20 protein-coding genes are annotated in these 24,668 nt (G+C 41.0%); 4 read left to right on the forward strand and 16 right to left on the reverse strand.

Annotated features, from left to right (window positions below; all coding sequences use genetic code 11):
• A complete protein-coding gene (locus LEP1GSC195_RS07465; RefSeq protein ID WP_015682295.1) occupies positions 1–3,018 on the reverse strand; it encodes an AAA family ATPase in 3,018 nt (1,005 codons plus the stop codon).
• An 81-nt stretch (positions 3,019–3,099) separates the two neighbouring features.
• Between LEP1GSC195_RS07465 and LEP1GSC195_RS07470 the strand changes: the two genes are divergently transcribed.
• The 3 genes from LEP1GSC195_RS07470 to pdxH are packed head-to-tail and all read left to right on the forward strand — an operon-like array spanning position 3,100 to position 5,717.
• Positions 3,100–4,197, forward strand: coding sequence for a pyridoxal phosphate-dependent aminotransferase (locus tag LEP1GSC195_RS07470; protein ID WP_198012791.1), 1,098 nt, complete (start codon positions 3,100–3,102; stop codon positions 4,195–4,197).
• A gap of 40 nt (positions 4,198–4,237) precedes the next feature.
• Positions 4,238–5,086 carry a prepilin peptidase gene (locus LEP1GSC195_RS07475; RefSeq protein WP_015681938.1) on the forward strand — a complete coding sequence of 283 codons (849 nt, stop codon included), beginning with the start codon at positions 4,238–4,240 and terminating at the stop codon, positions 5,084–5,086.
• Positions 5,079–5,717, forward strand: a complete 639-nt coding sequence (gene pdxH / locus LEP1GSC195_RS07480; RefSeq protein WP_198012792.1) for a pyridoxamine 5'-phosphate oxidase — start codon at positions 5,079–5,081, stop codon at positions 5,715–5,717. The genes LEP1GSC195_RS07475 and pdxH overlap by 8 nt, the downstream gene beginning before the upstream one ends.
• A 90-nt stretch (positions 5,718–5,807) precedes the next feature.
• Here the strand turns inward: pdxH and LEP1GSC195_RS07485 are convergent, their stop codons facing one another.
• Positions 5,808–7,016, reverse strand: coding sequence for a bifunctional 3,4-dihydroxy-2-butanone-4-phosphate synthase/GTP cyclohydrolase II (locus LEP1GSC195_RS07485; RefSeq protein ID WP_015681475.1), 1,209 nt, complete (start codon positions 7,014–7,016; stop codon positions 5,808–5,810).
• Between the two features lie 118 nt (positions 7,017–7,134).
• Here LEP1GSC195_RS07485 and LEP1GSC195_RS07490 point away from each other — a divergent pair, with 118 nt between their 5' ends.
• The gene (locus LEP1GSC195_RS07490; protein WP_015682700.1) at positions 7,135–7,512 is read left to right on the forward strand and encodes an STAS domain-containing protein; all 378 of its coding nucleotides are present in this window, start codon (positions 7,135–7,137) and stop codon (positions 7,510–7,512) included.
• Here LEP1GSC195_RS07490 and LEP1GSC195_RS07495 read toward each other — a convergent pair.
• From LEP1GSC195_RS07495 to alaS, 14 genes are all read right to left on the reverse strand, one after another.
• Entirely contained in the window at positions 7,509–8,117 is a 609-nt protein-coding gene (locus tag LEP1GSC195_RS07495; RefSeq protein ID WP_015682162.1) for a riboflavin synthase, read from the reverse strand. The genes LEP1GSC195_RS07490 and LEP1GSC195_RS07495 overlap by 4 nt on opposite strands.
• Positions 8,118–8,121: 4 nt before the next feature.
• A complete protein-coding gene (locus LEP1GSC195_RS07500; protein ID WP_015680843.1) occupies positions 8,122–9,435 on the reverse strand; it encodes a bifunctional diaminohydroxyphosphoribosylaminopyrimidine deaminase/5-amino-6-(5-phosphoribosylamino)uracil reductase RibD in 1,314 nt (437 codons plus the stop codon).
• Positions 9,436–9,445: 10 nt separating this feature from the next.
• Positions 9,446–10,384, reverse strand: a complete 939-nt coding sequence (gene secF, locus LEP1GSC195_RS07505; protein WP_015681451.1) for a protein translocase subunit SecF — start codon at positions 10,382–10,384, stop codon at positions 9,446–9,448.
• Positions 10,377–12,311 carry a protein translocase subunit SecD gene (gene secD, locus LEP1GSC195_RS07510; protein ID WP_015682433.1) on the reverse strand — a complete coding sequence of 645 codons (1,935 nt, stop codon included), beginning with the start codon at positions 12,309–12,311 and terminating at the stop codon, positions 10,377–10,379. The genes secF and secD overlap by 8 nt, the downstream gene beginning before the upstream one ends.
• A 21-nt stretch (positions 12,312–12,332) precedes the next feature.
• Complete coding sequence (locus LEP1GSC195_RS07515; protein WP_015682674.1) at positions 12,333–12,968, reverse strand: SRP-less Sec system protein; 636 nt, start codon at positions 12,966–12,968, stop codon at positions 12,333–12,335.
• 1 nt (position 12,969) lies between these two features.
• The gene (gene yajC / locus LEP1GSC195_RS07520) at positions 12,970–13,293 is read right to left on the reverse strand and encodes a preprotein translocase subunit YajC (RefSeq protein ID WP_002973971.1); all 324 of its coding nucleotides are present in this window, start codon (positions 13,291–13,293) and stop codon (positions 12,970–12,972) included.
• Positions 13,294–13,319: 26 nt separating this feature from the next.
• On the reverse strand, positions 13,320–14,348 hold the full coding sequence (gene trpD, locus LEP1GSC195_RS07525; protein WP_015681624.1) for an anthranilate phosphoribosyltransferase: 1,029 nt from the start codon (positions 14,346–14,348) through the stop codon (positions 13,320–13,322).
• Positions 14,329–15,075, reverse strand: coding sequence for a CDP-diacylglycerol--glycerol-3-phosphate 3-phosphatidyltransferase (pgsA, locus tag LEP1GSC195_RS07530; protein ID WP_015680951.1), 747 nt, complete (start codon positions 15,073–15,075; stop codon positions 14,329–14,331). The genes trpD and pgsA overlap by 20 nt, the downstream gene beginning before the upstream one ends.
• A 1-nt stretch (position 15,076) precedes the next feature.
• Positions 15,077–16,423, reverse strand: coding sequence for a MiaB/RimO family radical SAM methylthiotransferase (locus tag LEP1GSC195_RS07535; protein WP_015682318.1), 1,347 nt, complete (start codon positions 16,421–16,423; stop codon positions 15,077–15,079).
• On the reverse strand, positions 16,423–17,523 hold the full coding sequence (locus LEP1GSC195_RS07540) for a helix-turn-helix domain-containing protein (protein ID WP_015681901.1): 1,101 nt from the start codon (positions 17,521–17,523) through the stop codon (positions 16,423–16,425). The genes LEP1GSC195_RS07535 and LEP1GSC195_RS07540 overlap by 1 nt, the downstream gene beginning before the upstream one ends.
• A 17-nt stretch (positions 17,524–17,540) precedes the next feature.
• Positions 17,541–18,242 (reverse strand): LolA family protein, encoded by a 702-nt coding sequence (locus tag LEP1GSC195_RS07545; protein WP_015681237.1) that lies wholly within the window; start codon positions 18,240–18,242, stop codon positions 17,541–17,543.
• 40 nt (positions 18,243–18,282) lie between these two features.
• Positions 18,283–21,288 carry a DNA translocase FtsK gene (locus LEP1GSC195_RS07550; protein ID WP_015681408.1) on the reverse strand — a complete coding sequence of 1,002 codons (3,006 nt, stop codon included), beginning with the start codon at positions 21,286–21,288 and terminating at the stop codon, positions 18,283–18,285.
• Between the two features lie 77 nt (positions 21,289–21,365).
• Positions 21,366–21,863 carry a YajQ family cyclic di-GMP-binding protein gene (locus LEP1GSC195_RS07555; protein WP_015680791.1) on the reverse strand — a complete coding sequence of 166 codons (498 nt, stop codon included), beginning with the start codon at positions 21,861–21,863 and terminating at the stop codon, positions 21,366–21,368.
• Positions 21,864–21,886: 23 nt separating this feature from the next.
• Positions 21,887–24,646: an alanine--tRNA ligase gene (gene alaS / locus LEP1GSC195_RS07560; protein ID WP_040506547.1), complete on the reverse strand. Its 2,760-nt coding sequence runs from the start codon at positions 24,644–24,646 to the stop codon at positions 21,887–21,889.
• Between the last annotated feature and the right edge of the window lie 22 nt (positions 24,647–24,668).

The following is a 24,668-nucleotide window of genomic DNA, read 5'->3' on the forward strand; positions in this document are numbered from 1 at the left end:
TTACAATCGAAGGGAATGGTGGATTTGCACCAGTCTTGCAATTTCTGCCCCAATCAGATTCGGCATAGAGTAAAAATTATCGGCCGTAATCTGAAGGGAGTCATGGAACACATGTTCCGCAATGTAGCGAGACCCCAGTCCCACCCCTAAAAATACATAATTTTTGTCCTGGTTTTTCAGTACAGCTTCTTTCATCCGACGAGTATCAAAAGATGCCAGTTCGTCTTCAATATAAGTCTTTGCCCTTTGCCCTCGAAAGTCAGAAAGTAGCACAATGATCTTGGTTTGGGCATCGGGAGAAAAGTAACGTTCGCAATTGGATAGGACTTGGTATTCTGGAATGCTATCCCCATGCCAATTTTTACAGAGAGCACTAAATACTTCTTCTTCTTTTTCGGCCGTGTAATCTTCTTCTGCTGACTTTAGATTATAAATATCCACTGTATCTTTAGAGTTTTTGATATCACAGAAGGTATGAACACTGGTTTTGATATCGTGTTCGTTTAAGATATGTAAGCTGACAAGTAGTGCCGAAAGCATGGCAATCGAATACTCGAAGTTAAAAATCCTTCGGCATTTTGACACAAGGAAGGTCACTTCCACACCTTTTAGTTTTTCATCGTTCTTTTCGATTGTGGTTTTATCGAAGATTTTTGTATCTCCTCTACCACTTTTATAGGAAATGTATTTCCTAGCATCCACTCTCGATCCTTCGTTTTTGTACATTCGATTGATGTCAATTTCGGGATCAAAGAGTTGTTCTAAATTGAGTTCGGCCTCTTCTAGTTCCTTTCCAAATACAGATTTAAATTCTTCGAGACCTACCATAATGGAATAGTCCCAAAGAAGCCTGCGTTTTTTTAAGAATTGTTTGTAGAGTTCTTCAGTTCTATAACCCCAAGCACCACCCCCACCTTGCGGTTCCCCTTGGCCTTGGTTCCCCTGGGTGTCTTGTCCATACCAAGCATCCGGTCCTTCTTTGGTGCTACCTCCTGTTTCGGGAGTGTTGATCTCAATCCCTCGTTTAGTTTCTGCACCAGAATTGAGTTTCTTTGCAACACCTGTTAGGGGGTCACGTTTATGAAGTTCCGGATCCCACCAATTTTTACGATTTAGTCCTGATTCAACGGTAAACGTTTTTTTTTTCTCTTCGATTTCCTCGAAGAGTGTTGAGACCACTTCCACACCAGAAAGGAATCCTTCCAAGATGCGTTCGAGTTCCTTTCGCTCTTTTGGATCGGCAATCTGATTGGTATAATAGATTTTTCCACCACGGATGGCAATATCTTTAACATCTGTTTGGTTGTATCTGTAGATATGATTTTTCCATTTCAAAAGATTTGAAATTCCAAATCGGTAAGGCATAAGATTTGCTGATCCAATCGTGCGTTTTTCCGCCAATTCCTTAGCTTTTAGATGAAAACGAGCTAAACTTCGAGGTAATACTCCTTCCGGAAGGTAAAATTCTAAAATTTCTTCTAGAACTTTCACATCTTCGAGTTCGGGAAAAAGAATGGGAGTGAACCGGTTCCGAAAGGCCCGAGATATACTTGTTACCGATTTAGAAGCTCGAAACGATTTCATTCCAAATACAATGGATTTTTCTGTGAGTTGGATGGGAAGATACTCTCCCGACTCCGGAGGGAGCGTGAGAGACCTTGCATCATCGGTTAACATATTCATCTTTTCGACGAGTTCCGCACCGGCAGATTCAAGTCCTGAGATGAGAATGATATGACCTTTTCGAATAGAGCGTGTTAGGGGGCCGTCCACCCAAGTGACACTTTCAATATTTCCTTCTTCTGTTGGTTTTAGAGCCCCTACCACGTCGGAAGTATGCATTCCTTTGGATAACATTACAGATTCCAATTCAATTCCGGTAAGTTCTGTAAAGAGAGGCAAAAATTCTTGTGGGTCTTGGTCTTCTCGGTATTCAATGAGAATGTTTTCTTTAGCTTGGATGGCCGTGAATACTTGGTCTAAAAAATGTAGGATTGGTTCAGGTGTGGGATAAGTGGAAAGTAGAGAGATGGTTTTTTTCTCATCCCAAGTTTTGATTTCTTTATCGTTCCAAAAAATGGTGGAACTTTGCACATAACCTTTGGTCGGAACCACCTTAATTCCCCCACCAAACTCAGATTCAATGAGTTCTCTTTGTTTGGCTTTATCTTCTTTTTTGCGGAACGGTTCTTCGAATAAATAGAGAGCCTCTCTTGCCGCAACGGCCTTGTCTTTAGCACCGAATAAAACCAAACGATTACAATACTTTTGGAGAGTTCTTAAATTAAAGTGGTATTTTTCTAAATCACCCTTTCCAATTTCTCCAGATTTAATCCGGGCTTCGGATTCCAAACTGATACGAATGATTTGTTTCAAAACATCTTCCCCTAGCATGGGATAGAGTTTTTTTAAGATATAAAACATCTCATCCGGTGAATAAGGATCTACATAGACAACGGCAAAATGTTTGGTGATATCAAAAGGAAGGGGTTTTCTACCTTCAAAACCTTCACTTGGGTTTTGTGTTCCGATAAACCAAAAACCTTTTTTCCCATTCACTCTTTCCCCGCTCCCTTCCAAAAGATCTAAGTAGGTGGATTCATACACCGAAGAAAATCGTTTGATGATGTTTGGCGCGCAAAGGTTCATTTCATCGGCAACAAAACTGAGTCCTTCCGAGAGAGCATTGGTGAGTGGCCCATTCGACCAAGTAAATCCTTTCCCATCTAAGAGAATCCGATAGGATCCAATCAGGTCTTCCGGGAGTGTGTCTTCATTGAAACTGAACCGAAGAGTGGGTTGTTTGCGAAGAGAGTTGATATAATAAATAAGAGCGTTTTTCCCTACACCTGCATCGCCTACGAGGAGGACGGGAATTCCTTCGAGCATGGGGTATAGAATTTTTTGTAAGGTTTGTTTTACCGAGTCGGTTTCGACAAGGCTAGAAGGGAAAACGGGAAATTTTTCTGAGTGCGGGAGAACCGGCACTTTCACATCGGCAATGGTTACAAATTCCATATCCTTCAGATTTCTACTCATTTCCTAGGTGTAAACCAAATTCTATTGACCCGTACCTCCCCCAAAAACCATGATGATTCCATGGATTTCGCAAATAGAATGTATGGGATTGACTCCTCCCCTATCCGCAAGGCCTTTGAACTTGCACGGAGTATCCAAAACCCGATCAATTTGAGTATCGGACAACCTCACTTTCCTTGCCCACCTAACATCATAGAGGTTTTGACAAAAGCGGCACAAGACGGCAAAACTTCTTACACCCTTACCGGTGGGATTCCTGAACTAAAATCTGCCATGGTAGAAAAATACCGGAACCAAAACCAAATCTCTTATGCTCATGAAGACCGGATCCTTGTGACTTCAGGAATTTCTTCGGCACTCTTTCTGCTTTTCAATGCTCTCGTCAATGAAGGTGACGAATGTTTGGTGGTTTCTCCTTACTTTTTAATGTATCCTGCTATGTTAAAATTTTACGGAGGAAAAGTGGTTCCCCTCGATGAAAGTTTTAAACCCGCTGACTTGGAATCATTAAAATCCAGAAAATTCAAACTCATCATTTTTTCGAATCCATCCAACCCTACCGGTAAGGTATTATCTAAAGAACAACTCAGAGCTCTAGCTAATTTAGCAGAAAGCACCGGAGCCTATCTCATCAGCGATGAAATTTACGAACTCTTCGATTATGATAAACAGTTTTTCTCGATTGGTTCTGAATATGAAAAAACCATCACACTTACTGGTTTTTCCAAAACATACAATATGACAGGGCTTAGGCTTGCCACCATCCTCGCGGAAGACAAGGTTATCAAAGCTCTCACCACCTTACAGCAGTATACCGTGGTATGTGCTCCATCCATCACCCAATGGGCCGGAATCGAAGCTTTAAAAACAGATATGAGTGCTTACATCCAGGACTATAAAGAAAAACGGGACTTTGTTTACGAATCTTTAAAGGACTACTACCCCATCCAAAAATCGGGTGGTGCTTTTTATTCCTTCTTCCAAGTTCCTGTTACAGATGAAGAGTTCATCCAAAGGGCCGTAAAAAAAGATCTAATCCTTGTTCCTGGATTTATTTTCTGTGACAAAAAGAATTTTGTTCGGCTTTCTTTTGCTACAGAATGGGACACTTTAAAACGAGGAATGAAGGCCTTACAGGAACTCTCGAAGGAATCTTGAACTCCGCATTGAGATTAAGATTAGGGTAACAAAGAATTTTATGGATGAATCGAATTGGTTATTCTTATGGACCCTCTCGACCTATGGAATTCTATTTTTCTTTGGAGCAAGCCTTGCTAGTTTTTATACTACACTCGGCGAACGCATCCTTCTCTATTGTTATGGCAAAAAAAGAAAGGAAGCCAAGGGATTTAATCGCTGGAAAGTTATCCTTACCAAGCCAAGCCACTGTCCAACTTGCGGGCATTTGGTGACAAAAACCCATCTCTCACCGATTCTGGGTTGGTTTTTAACGAAAGGCAAGTGTTTTCAGTGTAAAACAGACCTTCCCAAACTATATCCACTTACAGAATTTCTCTTTGGCCTCGTTGCTGTATTTGTTTATTTTGTTTCGGAAGACATTGTTGGAACCATCACCCTTCTCTTTCTATTTGGACATCTACTCATTTCTATGATGACTGATGCCCGTGAATTTTCTCTCGATTATGAAAACCTCCCCTTTCTGATTGGATTTGGGTTTCTAGCCAACTATCTTTTGTTTGGTGAAAAAATAAGTCTAGAAACACTTTGGGTTTTTCTAGGGTTTTTATCTTTTTATCTTTTCATCTACTTACTATTTCGAGGAGGCACTGGCCTTGGAGATGTCCTCTTCTCCCCAGTGTTTGCCGCGATTGCAGGAAATCCCTTTTGGATTTTGTATTTCAATTCGTCTTATCTACTCGCAGTGGGATTTAGTTTTTTACTGCGTAAAAAAGGGGAACCATTGAAGGGAAAAAAAGTTCCCATGGGTCTTTACTTTTCCCTTGGATTGTTTTTGACCTTCTTTGCCAAACTTCTTGTCCACTACTACAACTGGGAGGGTTTATCCATCTATGGAACCATTGAATGACCTACAAAATATGCGAAAACATTACACTCGCTCCGTACTTTCGGAAGAAACAGCGGGCGTTAATCCTTTAGAACTTTTTACTCTATGGTTTTCTGAGGCACAAACAGAAGGAGAACAGGAACCCAACGCTATGTCTTTGGCGACTGTAGACAAATCAGGACAACCTTCTGCAAGGATTGTTCTACTGAAAGGCCTCATCCGTGATGAGTTCCAATTCTTTACCAATTACAATTCCGATAAAGGAAATGATATTGCAGATAACAACAAAGTCGCTTTGAATTTCTTTTGGCCGAAACTCGAAAGACAAATCCGAATCGAAGGTTTAGCGAGTCGCATACCTAAGGAAGAATCACAAACTTACTTTCAGGTAAGACCAAGGGAATCTCAAATTGGAGCACTCACATCCAACCAAAGTTCGGTGGTGCCTTCGAGGGAATTTTTGGAAGAAAAATTTGCCTCTCTTACCAAAGAATGGGAAGGAAAGGAAGTGCCCATGCCGGAAAACTGGGGTGGGTATTCGGTTTTCCCTATCAAAATCGAGTTTTGGCAAGGAAGGGTGGGAAGGCTCCACGACCGGATCCAATTTGAAAGAAAAGAAACAGGATGGAACCGTTCGAGATTATCCCCTTAAGCAGTGAAATCACTGTTGTTCTTATTGATAAATCCGGTGGTTCCTCTCGGAGTATAAGCTTCAAACAAAACATACTCAAGAGGAATTGAATTAACCGTGTAAGTTTAACAAATGTCCTAACTTTGTTTTTTTGGTATGTAGATAACGAGAGTTCTCCTCCACAGGATCAATCTCTATTGGAACTCTTTCTGTTACATGTAAGTTGTATCCTTCGAGTCCGACAATCTTACGAGGGTTATTGGTGATGAGTTTCATTTGTTTCACCCCAATATCCCTTAAAATCTGAGCACCTATTCCGTATTCTCTGAGGTCAGGAGCAAATCCCAATTTTTCATTGGCTTCGACAGTATCGAGTCCCCCCTCTTGCAAAGAATAAGCTTTGAGTTTATTGATGATTCCAATCCCACGCCCTTCTTGACGCATATAGAGAAGTACCCCATTTCCTTCTTTTTCGATCATTCGCAAAGCATTGTGGAGTTGAGGACCACAATCACAACGCTGCGAAGAAAAAATATCACCAGTCAAACATTCACTATGTACTCGCACGAGCACGGGCTTTGCAGGATCAATCTCGCCCTTAACTAAAGCCATGTGGATTTTATCATCTATTTGCGTGGAATAGGCTTTGATTTTGAAGTCACCAAACTCGGTGGGAAGATTTGCTTCCACTTCTAGATGGATGAGTTTTTCTTTGTGTCGGCGGTAACGAATTAAATCTTCAATCGTATAAATGTTCAGTCCATGGGTTTTTGCAAATTTTTCTAAATCAGGAATGCGGGCCATTGACCCGTCGTCATTCATGATTTCACAAATGACACCACTGGCATACAACCCAGCTAACTTTGATAAGTCGACTGCGGCTTCCGTATGCCCTGCCCTTCTTAAAACCCCACCAGTCACGGCTTGTAGCGGAAACAAGTGCCCGGGGCGAACCAAATCTTCTGATTTAGTATTTGGATCAAGTAGGACTTCTACAGTTTTTGCTCTGTCATGTGCAGAGATTCCCGTAGAGGTTCCATGTTTAGCATCCACGGATACGGTAAAAGCAGTTCCGTGTTTGTCTCCCAAACTTAAATCATCCACCATCTTCCCAAGGCCCAAAGTCTGCAGCCTTTCCCTTTCCATCGGAACACAGATAAGTCCGCGGCCGTGAGTCGCCATAAAGTTAATTTTGTCTTTGTCTGCAAATTGGGAGGCACAGACCAAATCACCTTCGTTTTCTCTGTCTTCAGAGTCGACGAGAATGATCATTTTGCCTTGGCGGATTTCTTCGATTGCTTCTTCGATCGGACGTATCATAGGGGAAGGCCTCTATATACTAAAACTCTGAAAGGCGTTCCGAATTAAAGAAGATTCCCAAAGAAATTCATTGATTTTTCCCCTTTCTTTTGTCTAAATAATCCGGATCGGAGGCCATGTGGAACTGAAACTGAACACAACAGGAAAGATCAAAACCATTGAAATCGCAGGGAAATTTGATATTGAATCCACAGAGGAATTTGAATCAATTTTTGCCAAACTGATAGAACCAAATCCAAGTATTGTATCCATCGATATGAGTCGCCTTGACTATATAGATTCGTCTGGTATTGGCTCGCTAATCAAAAGTTTAAATTCTCTAAAAAACAAAAAGGGCAAACTCATCCTTGTCGGAATGAAACCAATGATCCAAAATGTATTCAAATTAGCAAAACTTGATATGTTCTTCGAAATCATGACTGATTCAGATTTCCAAACAAAATATGCTAAGGACGATATGGATTCCGATATTGACGATTTACTAAAAAGAAATTAATTTCCTGATCTTTGGCTTAAATAGTTTTCAATGTATTTGGCCAGAACATCCACTTCCACATTCAATCGTTGGTCTTTTTTCCAGGAACCTGCATTGGTTTTTTCCATAGTCTCAGGAATTAAGATCAGTTGGATATTTCCATCCTTTACATCCACCACAGTCAAACTGATCCCATCTAAAGTCACAGATCCCTTTTTCACAAAATAACGCTGAAGTTCTTCAGGAATTTCCACCCAGAATTCTTCTACTTCTGCTTCAATTTGTTTTCGGCTAATGACCTTGGCCATTCCATCCACATGGCCTTGCACTAAATGGCCTCCGAAACGTTGGCCAAGAGACATTGCCCTTTCCAAATTAACAGCGAAACCTTCACCTAATCTAGATAAGTTGGTAAGTTCTAAAGATTTAAAGGAAGCATAAAATTTAAACAAATTTCCTAAGTCAGAAAACTCGGTGACTGTCATACAAGCCCCATTGATGGCTATGGAATCTCCTATTTTTAAATCAGGATTTTCCCATTCTGTTTCAATTGTGAATTGAATGCCCGAATCAATGGGAGTAATTTCAACGACTTTTCCAATAGTTTCCACAAGACCAGTAAACATAGACTTAAGTGCTCCTTTGGGGTTTTCTAACAAAAATACGGTTGGTTCCTAACTGGTATTCCGAAATCAAAAAATCATTCTGATAAACAAAAGGAATTCCGTCGGGTAAGGATTTGTTTTCATTCCGAATCTCCAGGATTCGATCTGTTTCTGTCAGTTCCTCACACAAAAAAGATGGGAAAAAATTTCCCGATTCGCATAACAAAGTGTTGATGCCGAGGCCACCCAATATTTCTAAAAATTTTCCGCCATCACTTGGACCGATGTCCACTCCCTCAAAACGCGAAAGTGATTGGATCTGATTTTCCAATTCTATGGAGAGAGGTTTAGTATCATCCTCGGTTAGGATAAAAAAGATACATTTTTTTTCACCGATTCTCTCAGTAAGTTCGAGTTGTTTTGCAAAGAATGTATCTAGCGGAAGACGATTCGGATCCAAAACAAAAACACGATATGGTTGGTAAAGATTTTCTTCCAACCGATGAATTTCTGCGGTTTCTTTTGTATACTGTAATAAAGAAGAAATAAGTCCAGAGCCGGCTTCAAAAAAAGGTTCTAGTTCTGTGATTCGTTTTCCTGGTTTTTGCGAAAGTATCATTTCTTCGGTGATCCGAAAATGAAGAGAAGGAGAATCGGAAACAACAGTTCCTGGACCGACTGCCACCGCATCCACTTTGGCGCGTAACAACTGCAAGGAGAGATCGATTTCTTCCGAACTTACGCGTTCTTTTTTTTTATCCTTGGAAGCAAAATTCCCTTCCTTGGATGTGGCAGACTTAATCCAAACCCATGGCCTTCCTGTTTGTACTCGAGTCAAAAATCCTTGTAAATAAGGTAGAGAAACTTTCGCAAGCATCGGGTCGAGAGCCACAGAAATTCCAGCTTTCGTATACTTTTCCCAGTCTCCTGAAGCAATCAAAGGATTGGGATCTTTCCAGCCAAGTTTGATATCCTTTGGCTTTCTTTCGATCACCAAATCACGGCAAGGTGGAGTTTTTCCAAAATGGGTACACGGTTCTAAACTGACAGAAAGGAATTCAACTTTAGTTAAAGTCTCATTTGGGTTGTTTGAATTCTTTATCTCATCGGAATTTGTATCTTCTTTCCGATCGCTCACTTGAGAACTTGGGTAACGAGAATAAAGCTCCCTTTCGGCATGGTTACCACCATAGATTTGGGTATGTGCACTTGACAAGACAGAGCCATCGGGATCGGTTAATACCGCAGAGACGGGCGGATTGGCTCCGGTTTTTCCCATGGCCAAAAACCCAAGAAGGGAATGCAGAGAATAAGTTTCCTTTCGTTTCTCTGCATTCATAAATATTTTGTTATGCGAATCTTTTTTTCCTGAGTTGGTCGTAGATCTCAGAAATTGGAGCAGCAATGTAAATAGAAGAATATGTTCCCACAATCACTCCAAAAAGAAGGACAAAAGCAAAATCATACAATTCCACTGCCCCACCTACAATGATCGCCACAACGGAAATCATTGTTGTAAAGGAAGTATTGATAGTTCTACCTAAAGTTTGAGTGATGGAAACATTAATGATATTGGAAAGAGCTAAGTTGTCTTTTCCGTGGGCATTCTCCCTGATTCGGTCAAATACTACGATTTTATCGTTAATGGAATAACCAAGAAGAGTAAGAAGAGCCGCAATGATGGGAACACTCGGTTTGATTTGCAAAAAACCAATGAGAGCTAGTGTCATTAGGATATCATGAACCAGTGCGATGGAAGATGCCAAAGCAAACTTAAACTGAGAACGAATACTCAAATACAAAAGAATGATGGCAAGAGTTGTTAAAAGCAGTGTGATTCCCACTTCCGTCAACTCACCACCCACAACTGCACCCACTTGGTCAGCAGACAAAACTTTTTCTTTAGGAAGTTTGTATTCATATCTTAAAAGTTGAACAAAGCGGTCAATAGCAGAAGTTGAAGATTCTCTGTTAACTTCTGGAATTTCTTTATACAAAGATTCTATTGTATCAAGGGAACCTAGTCCGATATCCAATTGGTAGATATTCTTTTCTTTTTCCAAAAGGATAACAACTGCTTCGATTTTTTTGGATTGGAAGTATCCTTCTAAATCGTTACGAGTTTTGTCTGCCGGAAGTTCAACAACCGTACGAAGTCCACCATTAAAATCGAGTGAGTGAGCAAACCCACCATACTTTGCGAAGGTGACAACAAATCCGAAAACAATCGCTAAGAACGAAAAACTAAGAGTAAAGTATTTATACTTTGTGAAATTGATATTATGCATTAGTAGTCTCCTTTTTCCCAAAGAAGAAAGGTCTTAAATTCAAGTGATGGACACCCAATCGGTTGACTGTCAGTTCCATAAATAATCGCGAGAGGAAAAGCGATGTAAAAAGAGTGGTAACAATACCCCAACAAAGTGTGATCGCAAAACCTTTTATCGGTCCATTTCCAAGACGAATCATTAGAATTCCCGCAATGAGTGTGGTGACGTTGGCATCCATAATGGTCCAGAATGCGTTTTCAAAACCACGAGTGACGGCAATCGAAAGTGCTCGGCCCTCTTCTATTTCCTCTCGGATCCTTTCATAGATAATCACGTTGGCATCCACGGCCATACCTGCAGTCAAAATGATCCCTGCAATTCCAGGAAGGGTTAACGTAAAATCCATAAGTGTGAGAAGTGCAGCCAAAATGATGATATTCACAAGTAAGGAAAGGTCGGCAATAAAACCACCTAACCTGTAATAGAATATCATATAAACCATCACCAAAAAGAATCCGATGGCTACGGCTTTGACTCCCACTTCTATCGATTCAATTCCAAGTGTAGGTCCAATGAATCGCATTTCCAAAACTGACAAAGGAATAGGAAGTGCACCTTCGGAAATTACGTTCGCCAAACGGATGGCTTCTTGTTCCGAAAAACTTCCAGAAATCTCAGCACGACCGCCAGCAATAGGATCATTGATTACTGGATTAGAGATTACTTTATCCCCCCAAACAATCGCTAGGTTACGTCCGCGGTTTTGAGATGTGAGATCAAAAAATTTCTCTGCACCATTAGGAGTGAGAGTAAAACTTACCATCCATCCATAGGAGTTGGAATTGTAAGATGGTTGTGCGTTGGTCATATCATTCCCGGAAAGGGCAATTTTACGTTCCAAAACCACAAAACTACGAGGGAGAAGTGCCGACTTAGCAGAATTGCCCCGAGCCCACATAGCATATACTTTAAAGTCTTTAGGAATATTGTATTTTTTCTCAAGGCTTTCTAAAAACTCATCTTGGGCTTTTTTTCCAGCCTTGTTTTTCACAAGTTCTTGAAAGAGATAAATGTCCGTGTTTTCTCTTTTACCTAAATCCATCATCCGGCGTTCGCTATCGGCAATTTGACCTTTGAAAAGAAACGGTGTTGGCTCTTCTAAACGGTATTCGACAGTTTCAGTGTTTTGTAAAATTTCTAAGATGGCAGCAGAGTTCGAAACACCTGGAAGGGATACTTCAATTGCATCTTGTTCCTTTTGGATACGAACTTGTGGTTCTGTTAGGTTCTGTGTTGTAAGACGATTGTCGATAATCATCTTTGCTTTCTCTAACTCCACAATTTTACGCATGGGAGAAAGATCAAAACTAGATTCAATTTCTGCAAGTCTTGACTTTGCTTTTTCTTTCTCCTCTGGTTTCGCAGTAGGATTGTTTAATGTAAGATTGAGTTCAGACAATTCTTTTGCATATAGATCTTTTAGTTTGGATGTGTAATCATCAAAGTCTCCTTTGAGAACCACTCGCATACCACCTTGTAAGTCGAGACCCAATTTAATGGATAACGATTTTCCACCGCGGATTGTTTCTTCAATCCAAGTAGGCTCTAGTTTGTTTTTTGATTCGCTTACTAAAGATTGGTTTTCTTGCGAAATCTGATTGATCTTTGCGGAAGTGATAAACCTTCCTTTCACAGTATAAAATGGATTCTCTTTAGGAGGAAGAGTTCCTTGAGGTTCAATGGTCCAACCGGAAGTTTTTCCATAATCGTTTGCCCAACGTTCAAAGAGTGCGTTTACTCTTGTTTTTTGATCGGCTTCAGGAAGAGAATACACATCCTCTCTAACAACGATCTTTAAAGTGCGATCGGCGAAGTTCGGATACAGGATTGTAAAGGAAACTGCCAGAATCAGAAAAGGAAGAATCAATAGTCGATACGATTGCAAGTTAGTTTGCTCCTAAAATTATTATCTTCTATAAGAACGACTGCTAGATCCCGGGCGAGCAGATCTAAGTCTGTAAAAAGCAAAGAGTATGATAATCCCAAGGATCATCATCGCTTTTTTGTATTTAGCAAAAAAATCAGAGAAATTAAATAGCGATTTTCCTGTTTCTTTGTTTGGAGAAAAACTGACTTCCGATTTAGAACCTTCTGTCTTTCCGATTTTCAAATCAGCGGAAAATCCAGGCAGTCCAGATGGTTCTACAGAAACATTAGAATCCATCCACAATCCATTGTGAACCACTTCCTCTTCTTCCAAAACCGTAGGCTGTTTTTCCAAACCAGGAAAGGATTTATCCGTAACCGTCGTATTTGTATTGGGATTGGCAGCCAAATTGGTGTTTTGCGGAAGAGTTTCTGTAGTAACGAGTTGGTTTTGTTTAGATTTCTTTTTGGATCTCTTCTTCTTGCCTGTTGTTGTTACCGCCGTGGTCACAACATTCGTTTGTTTTTTTGTTGTGGGAGTGACGGTTTCTTCTTTCGGTTTGGTAGTTGTAGATTTTGGTTTATCGTTGACCTTATCTAAAAAATCCAATCCCTCTTGTGCAAAGAGGGAGGCCGAAAAACAGAATATTAGGGAAATGAAGAAGAGTCGTTTCATCTTAGGCTTTCTTCTTCAGAATAGCGCTAGTTTCAAATGTGATGTTTGTATTCGCAGCAACACTCAAAACAACAGTTTCGTTATTGTCTTTGAACTCTACAATCTTTCCGTGGAGGCCGCTATTCGTTACAACGTTGTCCCCTTTTTGGAGATTGGTAATCATCTCTTTACGTTTCTTCTCTTCTTTTTTGTTCGGAAGGATCACAAGAAAGTACATAGCAACTAACATGATCGGAATGATAATGAGTGACTGTAGGGACGATTTTGCACCCTCTTCTTGGGCAAGGATTAGGATATCTGGTGTTAAAAAATTAAAATTGAGCATAGCTATTTATCCAATGTTTATAGGCCTTATGTTAAATTCAATGTTTCACGAACGAATCGGAGAACTTTTTTCTCAAGGAGAGCCCCTTTCGCAGTTTCGTACCCTGTTCGTATATCGTTTACGACTCCGAGTAAAAACATCGCCACCCCAGCGTTTAGGGCAACCATCGCCGTCCCTCCCGTCGATTCTTTAGGATCGAGAACTGCCCGAAAGAGGGACTCCGCCCCTTCCTTCGAAGAGGAGAACACCGTATTTCTGTCCAATTCCTGGGAGTTTAGGCCCAATTCCTTAGGATCAAAAGACAATTCGATCGTTTCCTTCCCATCAAAATAGGCGTAATCAGTGCTTTCAAAGATGGAAAACTCATCCAACCCGTCCTGTGAATGGCAAACAATGGCCCGTTTGGAACCAAGCCGTCCCAAAATCTCCGCCATCGGTAGACAAAGAGACTTATCATAGACACCTACAATTTGATGAGAAGGGGAAAAGGGATTGGAAAGAGGTCCAATCAAATTGAAAAAAGTGCGAAATCCGAGGGAGGTCCGAACGGGTCCTGCATATTTCATGGCAGGGTGCCAGGCGGGCGCAAACAAAAACACAAAGCCCGTGCGAAGGAATTCCGCTTCTGAGTCTGCTGTGGACTGATCGAGTTTGTAACCAAGACCGGAAAGAATATCGGAACTTCCCGAAAGAGAAGATACAGATCGATTTCCGTGTTTGGCTACTTTGAAGCCGAGACTTGCTAAAGTAAGGGCCGAAAGTGTAGAAACATTCAAAGTACCTTTACCGTCCCCTCCCGTCCCACAAGTGTCCAAAAAATCAAAACCAAATTCTTTAGAGGGTTTGATTGCATGGCTTCGCATTGCACGGACAAATCCGTACAATTCGTCCGTGGTTTCCCCTTTCATTTTCATCGCAGTGAGAAAAGAAGCAAGAACTGGCTCTGAAACATTACCATCCATCACTTCACTTAAAAAATATTCCGCATGATTGTCCACAAGGTGGTGTCCGGAAACAACTTGTCCGAGAATTTCCTTAATTGTTGGAACGGTCATAAAAAATCCTTTTTAGGTTAGAAAAAGTTAACAGCTGATAATTGGTCACAATATAACGTAGGCCCGAAATGACAGTGATGAATGTTGTGAATAACATTCCAAAATAAGGAACAAAGGAAGCTATAGAATCAAAAAAATCTTTAAAACTTAAACTTTCTGTGGTTTTGACAAGCGTACAAAACTCGTTCGCATGTTGTGATGCGACTTCGAAGGTGGAATATCCAGCAAGTTTTCCCATAGCATAGGTTTCATTAATCATGGCTCGCCTTTTGCCGGAGATCAGCATAAACACAACAAGGATCATAAGGATAGCACCCATCTGGAAGGCAGTTTTCACCTTTCCCATCATGGTCGTACGAAGACTTTTTCCAGAACGAACGGCAATATAACGAAGGAAGGTGATGAGCATGTCTCTTGCTATGATGAGAACCACCATCCAAACCTCGATAGGTTCGTGGATGAATAAAAAAGTTACAAAACACCCAATGACTAAAAATTTATCAGCTAAAGGATCGAGAAACTTTCCAAACTCTGTTTGTTGGTTCCACTTTCGTGCGAGGTATCCATCAACTAAATCAGTGAGAGAAGCGAGCGCAAATAGAACAAAAGCAAAAATTTGGTATTCCCATTCCTTTTGGAAGAGTGCAAAGATAAATAAAGGGAGCGCAAGAACCCGAAGTACGGTAAGTAAGTTCGGAATATTGGCTATGGTTTTCCAATCTTCCAACTTAAGCCACCCAAGTCCCTGCCATATCTAATTCAAAGAAAGAGTCCACACGAACCCGACCGAACTGGCCCAGTTTCAAACCCATATCTTCCACATAGACAATTTCATCAATCTCAGGAGCATCTTGGAACCTACGTACCATCGCTCCCTTTTCTAATACTTCATCCACAACAGCAGAATAGATTTTTCCAATTCGATTTTGATGGATGGTTTTTAATGTTCCGAGGTAGGCATCACGCACCAAGTTCACACGGCGAGCAATTTCTTTGTCTTTGATCTGACCTTCCATAGTGGCACCCTTCGTTCCCTCTTGCGGGGAATAAGGAAAGAGATTTACCTTTTCCGGTTTTACATCTTCCACAAAACGAATGATCTCTTCTACATCTTCCATTGTTTCGCCAGGGAAACCTAAGATGAAAGATGTGCGAATTTCCAATTCAGGACGAAGGTCCCTTGCTTTTTGGAATAAAGATTTGAAGTATGAGTATTCGCCAGTACGATTCATGGATTTTAAAACGGACTTGGAAACGTGTTGTAAGGGGCTTTCCAAATACGGGGCAATTTTCGGAATTTCTTTATAAAGATCGAGTAACTTTTCTGTTTTTTTGTCTGGATAGAGATAGAGAAGTCGAAGGAGTTCGAGTCCATCCACATCAGCCACAGAACGAACCAAATCCAAAAGTTTGTCTGTGTCTTTTCCATAAAAAACAGTATCTTGGGAAACAAGACAAATCTCTTTAGAACCTGCTTTGACAGCACGTTTTGTTTGTTCTAAAACATCAGAACTTTCTGTATCTCGATACTTACCTCGTAAATTAGGAATGATACAGAAGTTACAACCGCGATTGCAACCATCGGAAATTTTTACATAAGAATATGGTTTGGAATAGTTTTCAATTCCCTTACTTGTGATAAGCCGATCCAAAAGATCTGCATTGAATTCGGTTAGGTCTTGGAACTCTAAGGGAAAGTTTTTACGTAAAATCTCCCCTGCTTTATCATACTTTCCTGTTCCAAAGTGAAGGTCCACTTCAGGAAGGTCGTCGGAAATTTCCTTTCCTGCACGTTCCGCAAAACAACCAACAACCACTAACTTCTGTTTGCTTTTCTTTTTGATATCGATGGAATCCAAAATGGTTTGGATGGTTTCTTTGGTAGCATCTTGGATAAAAGTGCAAGTATTGACTAAGTGGAAGTCACTGGCTTCCGGTCCCGCTGCAGGAAGGAGGCCCTCTTTCAGTAGAGACTGGTGCATGGCCATCGAATCTACGGTATTTTTAGGACAACCGAGAGTCGTGATAAAAAACGACTTCGGTGTCTCCTCGGTTTTTTCCTTAACCTTGGGCATTATTCGCCTAACTCACCAATGATGGATTGAGTGGAATCATAAGGATTTGGTTTGCGGATGAAGATTTTTTTAACAAGTTTTCCAGGTTTTCCGAGAACAGAACGTTCTTTTCCATTTTGAACCATTTCCACAGCCCCACCGTCACCCACTTTAATCTCGAGCCTATCCCGAGCCTCTAAGTGTTTGACCTCTCCTGCAGAAACAAGTCCTCGTTCTCCCATTTGACCATCTAACACAAATTCCACATAGCTTGGTTTAGAGAAAAAGAGTGTGACTTGGATCGGAACATCTCCTACTGGAGATTTTACTGCAGCCCCTTCTCTTTCTTCTTTGAGAGTCACAAGAACTTTGGCTGATTTTTCAGTAACGGCTTGTGTCACAACTCGGATGTCACGACGTAAAGAGGCAAGTTCTTCAATGCGATAAGAAAGTATGGTTTCTTCGCCTTCTGCTGTTTGAAAAAAGTATACATTTTTCTCAGGAAAAATATTGAATCCAAGGTTTGCCTTTCCATTGGATACACCTTTGATAAACATCTTACATTGTTGGTTGTTTACACTGAAACTCACACCACGGTCTTCCGTTAAGATAAAAGGAACACTAGCGTTTTCAGGAACACTTTGAGAAACAAAGTTAATTCCAGAAGGAATGTCGGAACTAGCCACAGTCTCTACAGCGGAACCAACTTCTGTTGTTTCCTCGTCCATGGATCCCGATCCTGAATCTTCAAAACTAATGTAGATGATATAAGCTGAGATTACAAAAAGAAAAATGGAAACTAGACTTATGATTTTATTGCGATCCAAACTGTAGGGAGTTGTTGTCGGACGAGTGAGTTCCTCTAGAGGAGCTTGTGATTCCTCAATTTGTTCTCCACGGTAGAGATTGAGTAACATAGCCGTATCCAATTTTAAGTAACTTGCATAGTTTTTTAAAAAACCAAGAGCAAAGGTTTCTGCCGGGAATTGAGAATAGTCTTCTGTTTCTAATGCAATGATGTATTTGGCAGCGATGTTTGTTTCTTTGGCTACATCTTTGACGGAGAGTTTTTTATCTTCCCTTGCTTCTCGTATAATTTGGCCGACTCGTTTTGTGTTCAAGATGATATCCTCTTAGCTTAGTTCTCGGATACAAGTGGGTTGTTGACAATTTTGGCGTTTCCACTCATGTGAAAATTGAAAACTCCATCTTGGATTTCTTCAGAAAAATTAATATTGGAAAATGAAATGGTGGTTACTTTCCCGCGACCATCAGTGGCCACTGCTTTTTTGATTAAGTAAGATTCGGAATCCACAAAGAGTTTCATCTTTTCAAATCCACCAATCTTTTCTCTTTGGTCGAGATCCAAAACAAAGTATTTGGCCGCATCCCCCATAGAACGAGGTTGTTCGATGGTATCAAATTTATAATGGTATTTACGAAAAAGACGATTCAGGCCATCGGGACTGTTCGTTGTAAAAATGGGACCAGAAGTATTTTTGCGATCCAGAGTTAAGTCCTGTTTTCCGACAGCACCTAACCTCTTAATAAAGATATGAAGAGTTTTTCCATCAGATACAATTTCATCCCCTTCCGGTTCCGCAAAGTTATATCTGATTTTGCCGGGACGTTTGTAGAAACATTTCCCGCGCATCTGTTTTTCCTTTTTGTTGTCTTCTGTTTTGATGAGAAAATCAGCCGAATAGGAATTGATATCGCTAAAGTTCTTCTTTATCTTTTTGACAACTTCGGAGGGTGAGTGCCAATTGTGAGCCGGACTTGTTTGGGCACCAAGAGACACCCCAAATACAAGTAAAAAAGATCCGATCCATACTTTCATAGTTTCCCAGTTTTTCAGACAAAGTTCTCTTGTCGATGATTTACGCTGAACGCAGGATTTCCCGAGGTTTGGCCCCGATTTGTGGGGAAACATAACCCCGCATTTCCATAAGTTCCATAAGCCTTGCGGCTTTGTTGTAACCGATTCTCATCCGGCGTTGGAGGTAACTGGCACTGGCTTTTTTTTCCGTGACCACGATATTCCAAGCCTCGTCAAAAAGTTCTTCGTCTTCGTCGGAAGCCATTTCGACACTGGTTTCATCGTCCCAATTCATTTCCACATACGCAGGAGCCCCTTGTTTTTTGGCCTCTTCCACGATGGACTCAATTTCTTTCTCTTCAATAAAGGGAGCTTGGATTCTTTGGAGGTCACTCGAAGTCGGAGACCGGTATAAAAAGTCCCCTTTCCCGAGAAGGGTTTCTGCCCCACTTGTATCCAGAATGGTTCTAGAGTCCGTTTTTTGAGCCACTTGGAAGGCTACCCTTGCTGGACAGTTGGCTTTGATCACACCGGTGATCACATCCACAGAAGGCCTTTGGGTTGCCATCACCAGATGGATTCCGACGGCTCTTGCTTTTTGTGAGATTCGTTGGATTTGTTCCTCGAGGTCCTTTCCCGAAACCATCATAAGGTCTGCAAGCTCATCAATAAAGATGACAATGTATGGAAGTTTTTGAAAGCCTTTGGCATGAGCATATTCATCGACTTTTTCATTAAAACTTTTGAAGTCCCTACTTTTCAATTGAGAGATCATTTGGTAACGACTTTCCATTTCTTGGATGGCCCAAGACAAAGCCTTCGTTGCTTTTTTTGGATCGGTGATCACAGGCATTAAAAGGTGAGGGATTCCTTCATACAGAGTCATCTCCACCATCTTTGGATCGATCATGATGAAGCGCACTTCTTCTGGGGAACGAGTGCAGATAAGACTTGTGATCATAGCATTGATACTCACCGACTTACCAGAACCAGTCGTTCCCGCCACGAGTAAGTGAGGAAGTTTGGCGATATCAATCATCACGAGTTTTCCTGAGATGTCTTTTCCAATACAGATGGAAAGGTCTTTGGCCTTGTGTTGGAGGATGGTATCTTTCAAAATTTCTGAGAGAAATACATCCTCACGGATTCGGTTGGGAACCTCAATCCCGATCGAAGCTTTGCCAGGAATCGGTGCCACAATCCGAATGTTTTTTACCTCTAAGTAAGCGCGAATTTCGTCAGAAAGGGAAACGATACGGTTTAGTTTGATTCCATTCGGGATGGTGATCTCATAACGCGTGATAATTGGTCCTCTTTCTTTTGTGACGACTTTCGATTCAATTCCGAAATGTCCCGTAGACTCTTCGATTTTACGAGAGATAAGATCCAACTCGGAATCGTTCTTCATAATATTGGCTACAGGCACTTGGTGGGAAACAAGAAGCCTTGGAGAGATATAATACTTTCCTTTTTTCAGTTTTGGTTTCGGAACCATGGAACCAAACATCAGCTCTTGTTGTTCTTTCGGCTCTTTGGGTTCTTGTTTTTTCTTTCCAAAATTACCAGAACTTAGGTTCGATCGAACGAGAGGTGAGGCTTCTTCTACGGCTAAAGTTTCGAGAGTTTCTTCTTCCAACTCTTCTGGACTATAATCCAGACCTTCTACTGACTCGTCGTGGTCACGTTCTTCACTAGCATCCCAACCAGTTTCTTCCACAAGCGAGAGGCGCAATGATTCAGGAATTTGGATGGCTTCTGTTTTTGACAGACCTTCTTCCTCCTCTACTGTCGCAAGTAAATCAGAAGTGGAATCCATTTCTTCAGACAAATCCTCATCGGATTCGTAGCCATCCTCTGTTTCCTCTTCATAAAGGTCATTGAAAGATGACAGATTAGAGTTTCCGAAAGCTGGATTTTTTCCACCAAACGGCAACTTAATGGGATCAAGTTTAGGTAACTCCAAACTAGTGAGATCCGCAACTGCCTCCCCTTTTGGCTTCCATTTAGCTTCTGGAAATTGGAAAAGGATCTTGGATTCACGAACATTTTCTAGTTCTTCCAATTCTTCCGGAAATCGCCTATTATCAGTTAGTTTAAGTCTTGATATTAAAACTTCGTTTCTTTCTACTTCTGCAAACAAATCCAATTTCGATTCTTGTTTTTGAAAACGAAATACCTTTTCCGACTCATCAAAAAAACCTTCGAATTTCGCAGTATTGCGATAACGAACTGATGGTGTTTTACGAGTGGAACCTTGTGACGGAGAAACACCATCTTTTCCCTTCGTTTGAATCTCTTCTTTTCTGAAACGATCGAAATCCAATCCAGCTCTTTGAGAACTCCCATTCGTTTTCCCATCCGCGACGACTTTCCAGAAATGATTAGCAATATCTTCTTTAGTTTCTTCTTCTGTTTGGACTGCGAACCATTGTTTGTTACGAATTTCATCGATCGGTGCTCGGCGAGTCGAAACCACTGATTCCAAAAAACCAGGAAGTTTTAAATGAGGAAGTTCCCTTTGTCCCCCCATCAATCGATAAATACCATTGGAATATTTATGAATCGCATCAAAGGTAAAAGACCAAGCTCCATCCTCAAGCCAGATCACGGCAAAGTATAAGTATAAAAAGAAAACGACAAGGATACGACCAGTCTCTCCAAAGAGATAAGAAAAGACCCAAGAGAAAAATTGACCAAGGATTCCGCCGCTATCTCCTACATGGCCAAGAGGGGTTTCTAGTAAATTCAGACTCACTGTCGTTGCCACAAGGAACAAAGGAAAAAACAAAGCTTTCCCAAGCCTATCGAAATCAGGGTTACGTAAAGAAAGGACACCTAACATCAAAACAAAACCCGCAAATAAAAAGGAAGATTTCCCAAAAAGATAAAGAAGAGTAAAAGCGATGTAATGCCCAAGCCTCCCAAACCAATTGAGAAGCGACCCATCCTCTCCTTCCTGAAAAGAAAAGAGAGAGAGAAGTAAAAACACACCGGAAAATACTAATAGATAGGGAAGGAAGTCTTTACGTGGCAAAGTCCATTCCCATACGGATTTTTTAGGGTCCATAGGGGAAATATCGGTCGGTTTTGAGACATAGATAGAAAAAAAATGGAAGCCGAATTACCGTTTTTTAAGGCAGAATTCTATCCCTTAAAGTTCGTAAAATTGGCATCAAAATTAAAATTCGCATTCCGGATAGCCGCCATCACCTCTTGTAAATCGTCCTTTTTTTTACCCACAACCCGGACTGATTCGCCCTGGATGGTGGCCTGGACTTTCAATTTTTGGTCTTTGATGAGGGTGGTGATTTGTCTCGTTTGTTCTTTGTCCAAGCCATTTTGGATCTTTACTTTTTGGCGAACTGTTTGGCCGGTCGCCGACTCCACTTTGGACTCAAAATCAAAGGCTTTGAGGCTAATTCCCCTTTTGGCCATTTTGGTCGTGAGGACATCGATCACTTGTTTCAATTTGATTTCATTTTCCGAGGTCAAAACCAAGGTATCTTCGGTAAGTTTGATCTCTGAATTGGAACCTTTAAAATCAAACCTGGTTTGGATTTCGGTCATGGCTTGGGCCACGGCATTTTGTAATTCCGGTCTTTCGATTTTTGATACAATGTCAAATGATGGATCTTGTGCCATACATTCCTCCTAACTCTTTCCTATTATCCTAAACTCTTTTTCGCAAGGCCCAACGCAAATTCCAAAGCGGCACTTAGGTTTTCTGGTTTTTTACCGCCACCTTGCGCCATATCCGGTCTTCCCCCACCTTTCCCATCTAACAGAACCAAGGTTTCTTTTAAAAGGTCTCCACAGTGGATTCCCCTCTCATTCAATACCTTATTGCACATAAAAACAAGTGAGCTAGAATCTCCATCGACGGATCCAAAGAGACAAAGGACTTCTGGTTCTTTGGATTTGAGGCTATCGGCTAGATCTTTAAGAGACTTGGCATCCACGGAAGTAAACACTTCTATTACTACTTTTCCTTTGGGTAAAGAAACTGCCTTTTTTAAAAGTCCATCCACAAGTTCTGGATTCATTTGGAAACTTAATTGCTCTTTTTTCTTTTTGGCTTTGAAAAGAGCACTGGATTTTTCTTCCAGTTCTCTTTCTAAACTGATCCGTAACTTCCGTAAATTTTCAACAGTCGCATTCCCTTCTTTGGAAAATAAATTTTGTAGGTCTTCGGGAGCAGGAACAACACTTGTGATTCCAAACTCTTTCAGATCACCAAATGTTTCTTTGGCGGATAAATTATGTGTTTCTACTTTCGCTGCCAAAGTTTGGAACTGCGATAAAAAGTATTCAATGACCGTATCTCCGCAAATGGCTTCCACCCTTCTGTTTCCCGCACCTGGACTTCCTTCTTTAATGATGGCAAAGTAACCAATTTCTTTTGTGTTCGTTACATGAGTTCCCCCACAAAATTCTTTGGATTTATCACCCATCGAAATTACACGAACTGATTTTCCATACTTCTCATCAAACATTGACAAAGCACCTGACTGTTTTGCGGCATCAATGTCTAAAACTTCTGTTTTCACTGGAATTTTAGAATTTACTGCATCGTTCACATCTTTTTCGATAGAGACAATTTCTTCTGGAGAAAGTGCTTTGGGATGAGAAAAATCAAATCGTAAATAATCGGAAGAAACAATGGAACCTTTTTGAGCTACATGGTTTCCGAGAATCCGACGAAGGGCCCCGTTTAACAAGTGTGTACCAGAGTGATGGTTTGCGAGATTTTGTCGCCTTTCTGTATCAATCTCTGCTTCAATGGTTTCGCCGACCGAGACTTTTCCTTTTAGTATCAAACCGAGATGGAGGAAGGTTTCGTTTTCTTTTTGTGTGTCCTGGACTTGAAACTGGAATCCTTCTTTTTTTAAGTAACCCCAGTCTCCTACTTGCCCACCACCCTCTGCATAAAACGGTGTTTTGTCCAAAACTACAACTGCCTCTTCTCCTTGTTTGGCAGAAGTCACAGACTTACCATCCACAAAAAGATACAAAACTTTTGCTTGGGCCTTTGCAGAAGTGTATCCTAAAAATTCTGTTTTGAGTTCGGGACTTGCTGTAAGACCAGTGAGATACTGAACTTTTTTTCCTTTCCAACTAGCGCGGGAAAGATCTCGGTCTTTTTCGAGTTCCTCTTCAAATCCTTTGTCATCGAAACCAAAACCTCGATCTTCCACAAGTTCCTTAGTCATCTCACGGGGAAATCCGTAAGTGGAATACAATCGAAAACCTTCTTTTCCCGTAACAACCGTTTGGTTGTTTGATTTCAAATGATCTAAAAGGGATTCTAATTCTTCGAGTCCCACTTCCAAAGTATGGAGAAAGAGTTCTTCTTCTTTTTTTAAAATAGATTCAATGTCTTTTGCTTTGTCTTTTAGTTCCGGGTAACGAACCGAATATAAATCGCGAAGTGTCGCAATCAGTTTGTATAAAAACGGTTCATGGATTCCTAGTTTTCTGGCAAATAATGACGCTCTTCTGATAAGCCTACGGATCACATACCCACGCCCCGTACGATCAGGATAAATCCCATCCCCTAACGAAAAGAATACGGAACGAGAATGGTCCGTAATCACTCGAAAGGATTGTTTCGTGGATTCATCGTAAGTTTTGCCTGAAAGTGTCTCGATTTTACGGATGATGGATTTTAGTTCATCTGTATCGTACACGGAGTCCACTTCTTGCAAAAGCATGGCCACTCGTTCGAGTCCGGACCCGGTATCAATTCCTGTTTGTTTTAAAGGAAGGAGCTCCCCAGAAACAGTTTGGTTAAATTGGTTAAATACTAAATTCCAATATTCTAAATAACGATCACAGTCACATCCCGGTTTACAATTTGGATTGTTCCCGCAATTGGGGCCCCCTTTTTCGGGACCACGATCCAAATACAATTCCGAACATGGTCCACAAGCTCCACTATCTCCCGCAGGTCCCCAAAAATTATCTTTTTTTCCAAGCCGTACAATCCGTTCTTCGGGAATGCCAGCTTCCATCCAAATCTTTTTGGCTTCATCATCATCTAAGTAAATCGTCACCCAAATTTTCTCTTTGGGGATATGTAAGTGGTTCAGTGAAAAATCTAATGCGTATTCAATGGCCTCTTTTTTGAAATAATCGCCAAAGGAAAAGTTACCAAGCATCTCAAAGAAGGTACAATGCCTTTCGGTTTTACCAACAACTTCCAAATCAGTAGTACGAACGCATTTTTGCACCGAGGCCGCACGGGTGTAAGGCAACTCCACCGCACCCGTAAATAGAGGTTTGAACTGAACCATACCTGCGGTTGTAAATAGAAGTGTAGGATCTCCCTTGGGGATGAGGCTAGAAGAAGGCACGATGGTGTGGTCTTTTTCTTTAAAGTAATTGGTATACAACAGAGCAATTTCGCGGACAGTTTTCGACATCATACACTTACAGCGAAATCGGTTT

This window comes from Leptospira wolbachii serovar Codice str. CDC, from assembly GCF_000332515.2.
GTDB classification, from domain to species: Bacteria; Spirochaetota; Leptospiria; order Leptospirales; family Leptospiraceae; genus Leptospira_A; species Leptospira_A wolbachii.

Excerpts from the sequence above, each read along its gene's own strand:
- LEP1GSC195_RS07465 (WP_015682295.1), bottom strand. The coding sequence starts at position 3,018 with ATGGAATTTGTAACCATTGCCGATGTGAAAGTGCCGGTTCTCCCGCAC.
- LEP1GSC195_RS07470 (WP_198012791.1), top strand. The coding sequence starts at position 3,100 with ATGGATTTCGCAAATAGAATGTATGGGATTGACTCCTCCCCTATCCGC.
- LEP1GSC195_RS07475 (WP_015681938.1), top strand. The coding sequence starts at position 4,238 with ATGGATGAATCGAATTGGTTATTCTTATGGACCCTCTCGACCTATGGA.
- LEP1GSC195_RS07485 (WP_015681475.1), bottom strand. The coding sequence starts at position 7,016 with ATGATACGTCCGATCGAAGAAGCAATCGAAGAAATCCGCCAAGGCAAA.
- LEP1GSC195_RS07495 (WP_015682162.1), bottom strand. The coding sequence starts at position 8,117 with ATGTTTACTGGTCTTGTGGAAACTATTGGAAAAGTCGTTGAAATTACT.
- LEP1GSC195_RS07500 (WP_015680843.1), bottom strand. The coding sequence starts at position 9,435 with ATGAATGCAGAGAAACGAAAGGAAACTTATTCTCTGCATTCCCTTCTT.
- secF (WP_015681451.1), bottom strand. The coding sequence starts at position 10,384 with ATGCATAATATCAATTTCACAAAGTATAAATACTTTACTCTTAGTTTT.
- LEP1GSC195_RS07515 (WP_015682674.1), bottom strand. The coding sequence starts at position 12,968 with ATGAAACGACTCTTCTTCATTTCCCTAATATTCTGTTTTTCGGCCTCC.
- yajC (WP_002973971.1), bottom strand. The coding sequence starts at position 13,293 with ATGCTCAATTTTAATTTTTTAACACCAGATATCCTAATCCTTGCCCAA.
- trpD (WP_015681624.1), bottom strand. The coding sequence starts at position 14,348 with ATGACCGTTCCAACAATTAAGGAAATTCTCGGACAAGTTGTTTCCGGA.
- LEP1GSC195_RS07535 (WP_015682318.1), bottom strand. The coding sequence starts at position 16,423 with ATGCCCAAGGTTAAGGAAAAAACCGAGGAGACACCGAAGTCGTTTTTT.
- LEP1GSC195_RS07545 (WP_015681237.1), bottom strand. The coding sequence starts at position 18,242 with ATGAAAGTATGGATCGGATCTTTTTTACTTGTATTTGGGGTGTCTCTT.
- LEP1GSC195_RS07550 (WP_015681408.1), bottom strand. The coding sequence starts at position 21,288 with ATGGACCCTAAAAAATCCGTATGGGAATGGACTTTGCCACGTAAAGAC.
- LEP1GSC195_RS07555 (WP_015680791.1), bottom strand. The coding sequence starts at position 21,863 with ATGGCACAAGATCCATCATTTGACATTGTATCAAAAATCGAAAGACCG.
- alaS (WP_040506547.1), bottom strand. The coding sequence starts at position 24,646 with ATGATGTCGAAAACTGTCCGCGAAATTGCTCTGTTGTATACCAATTAC.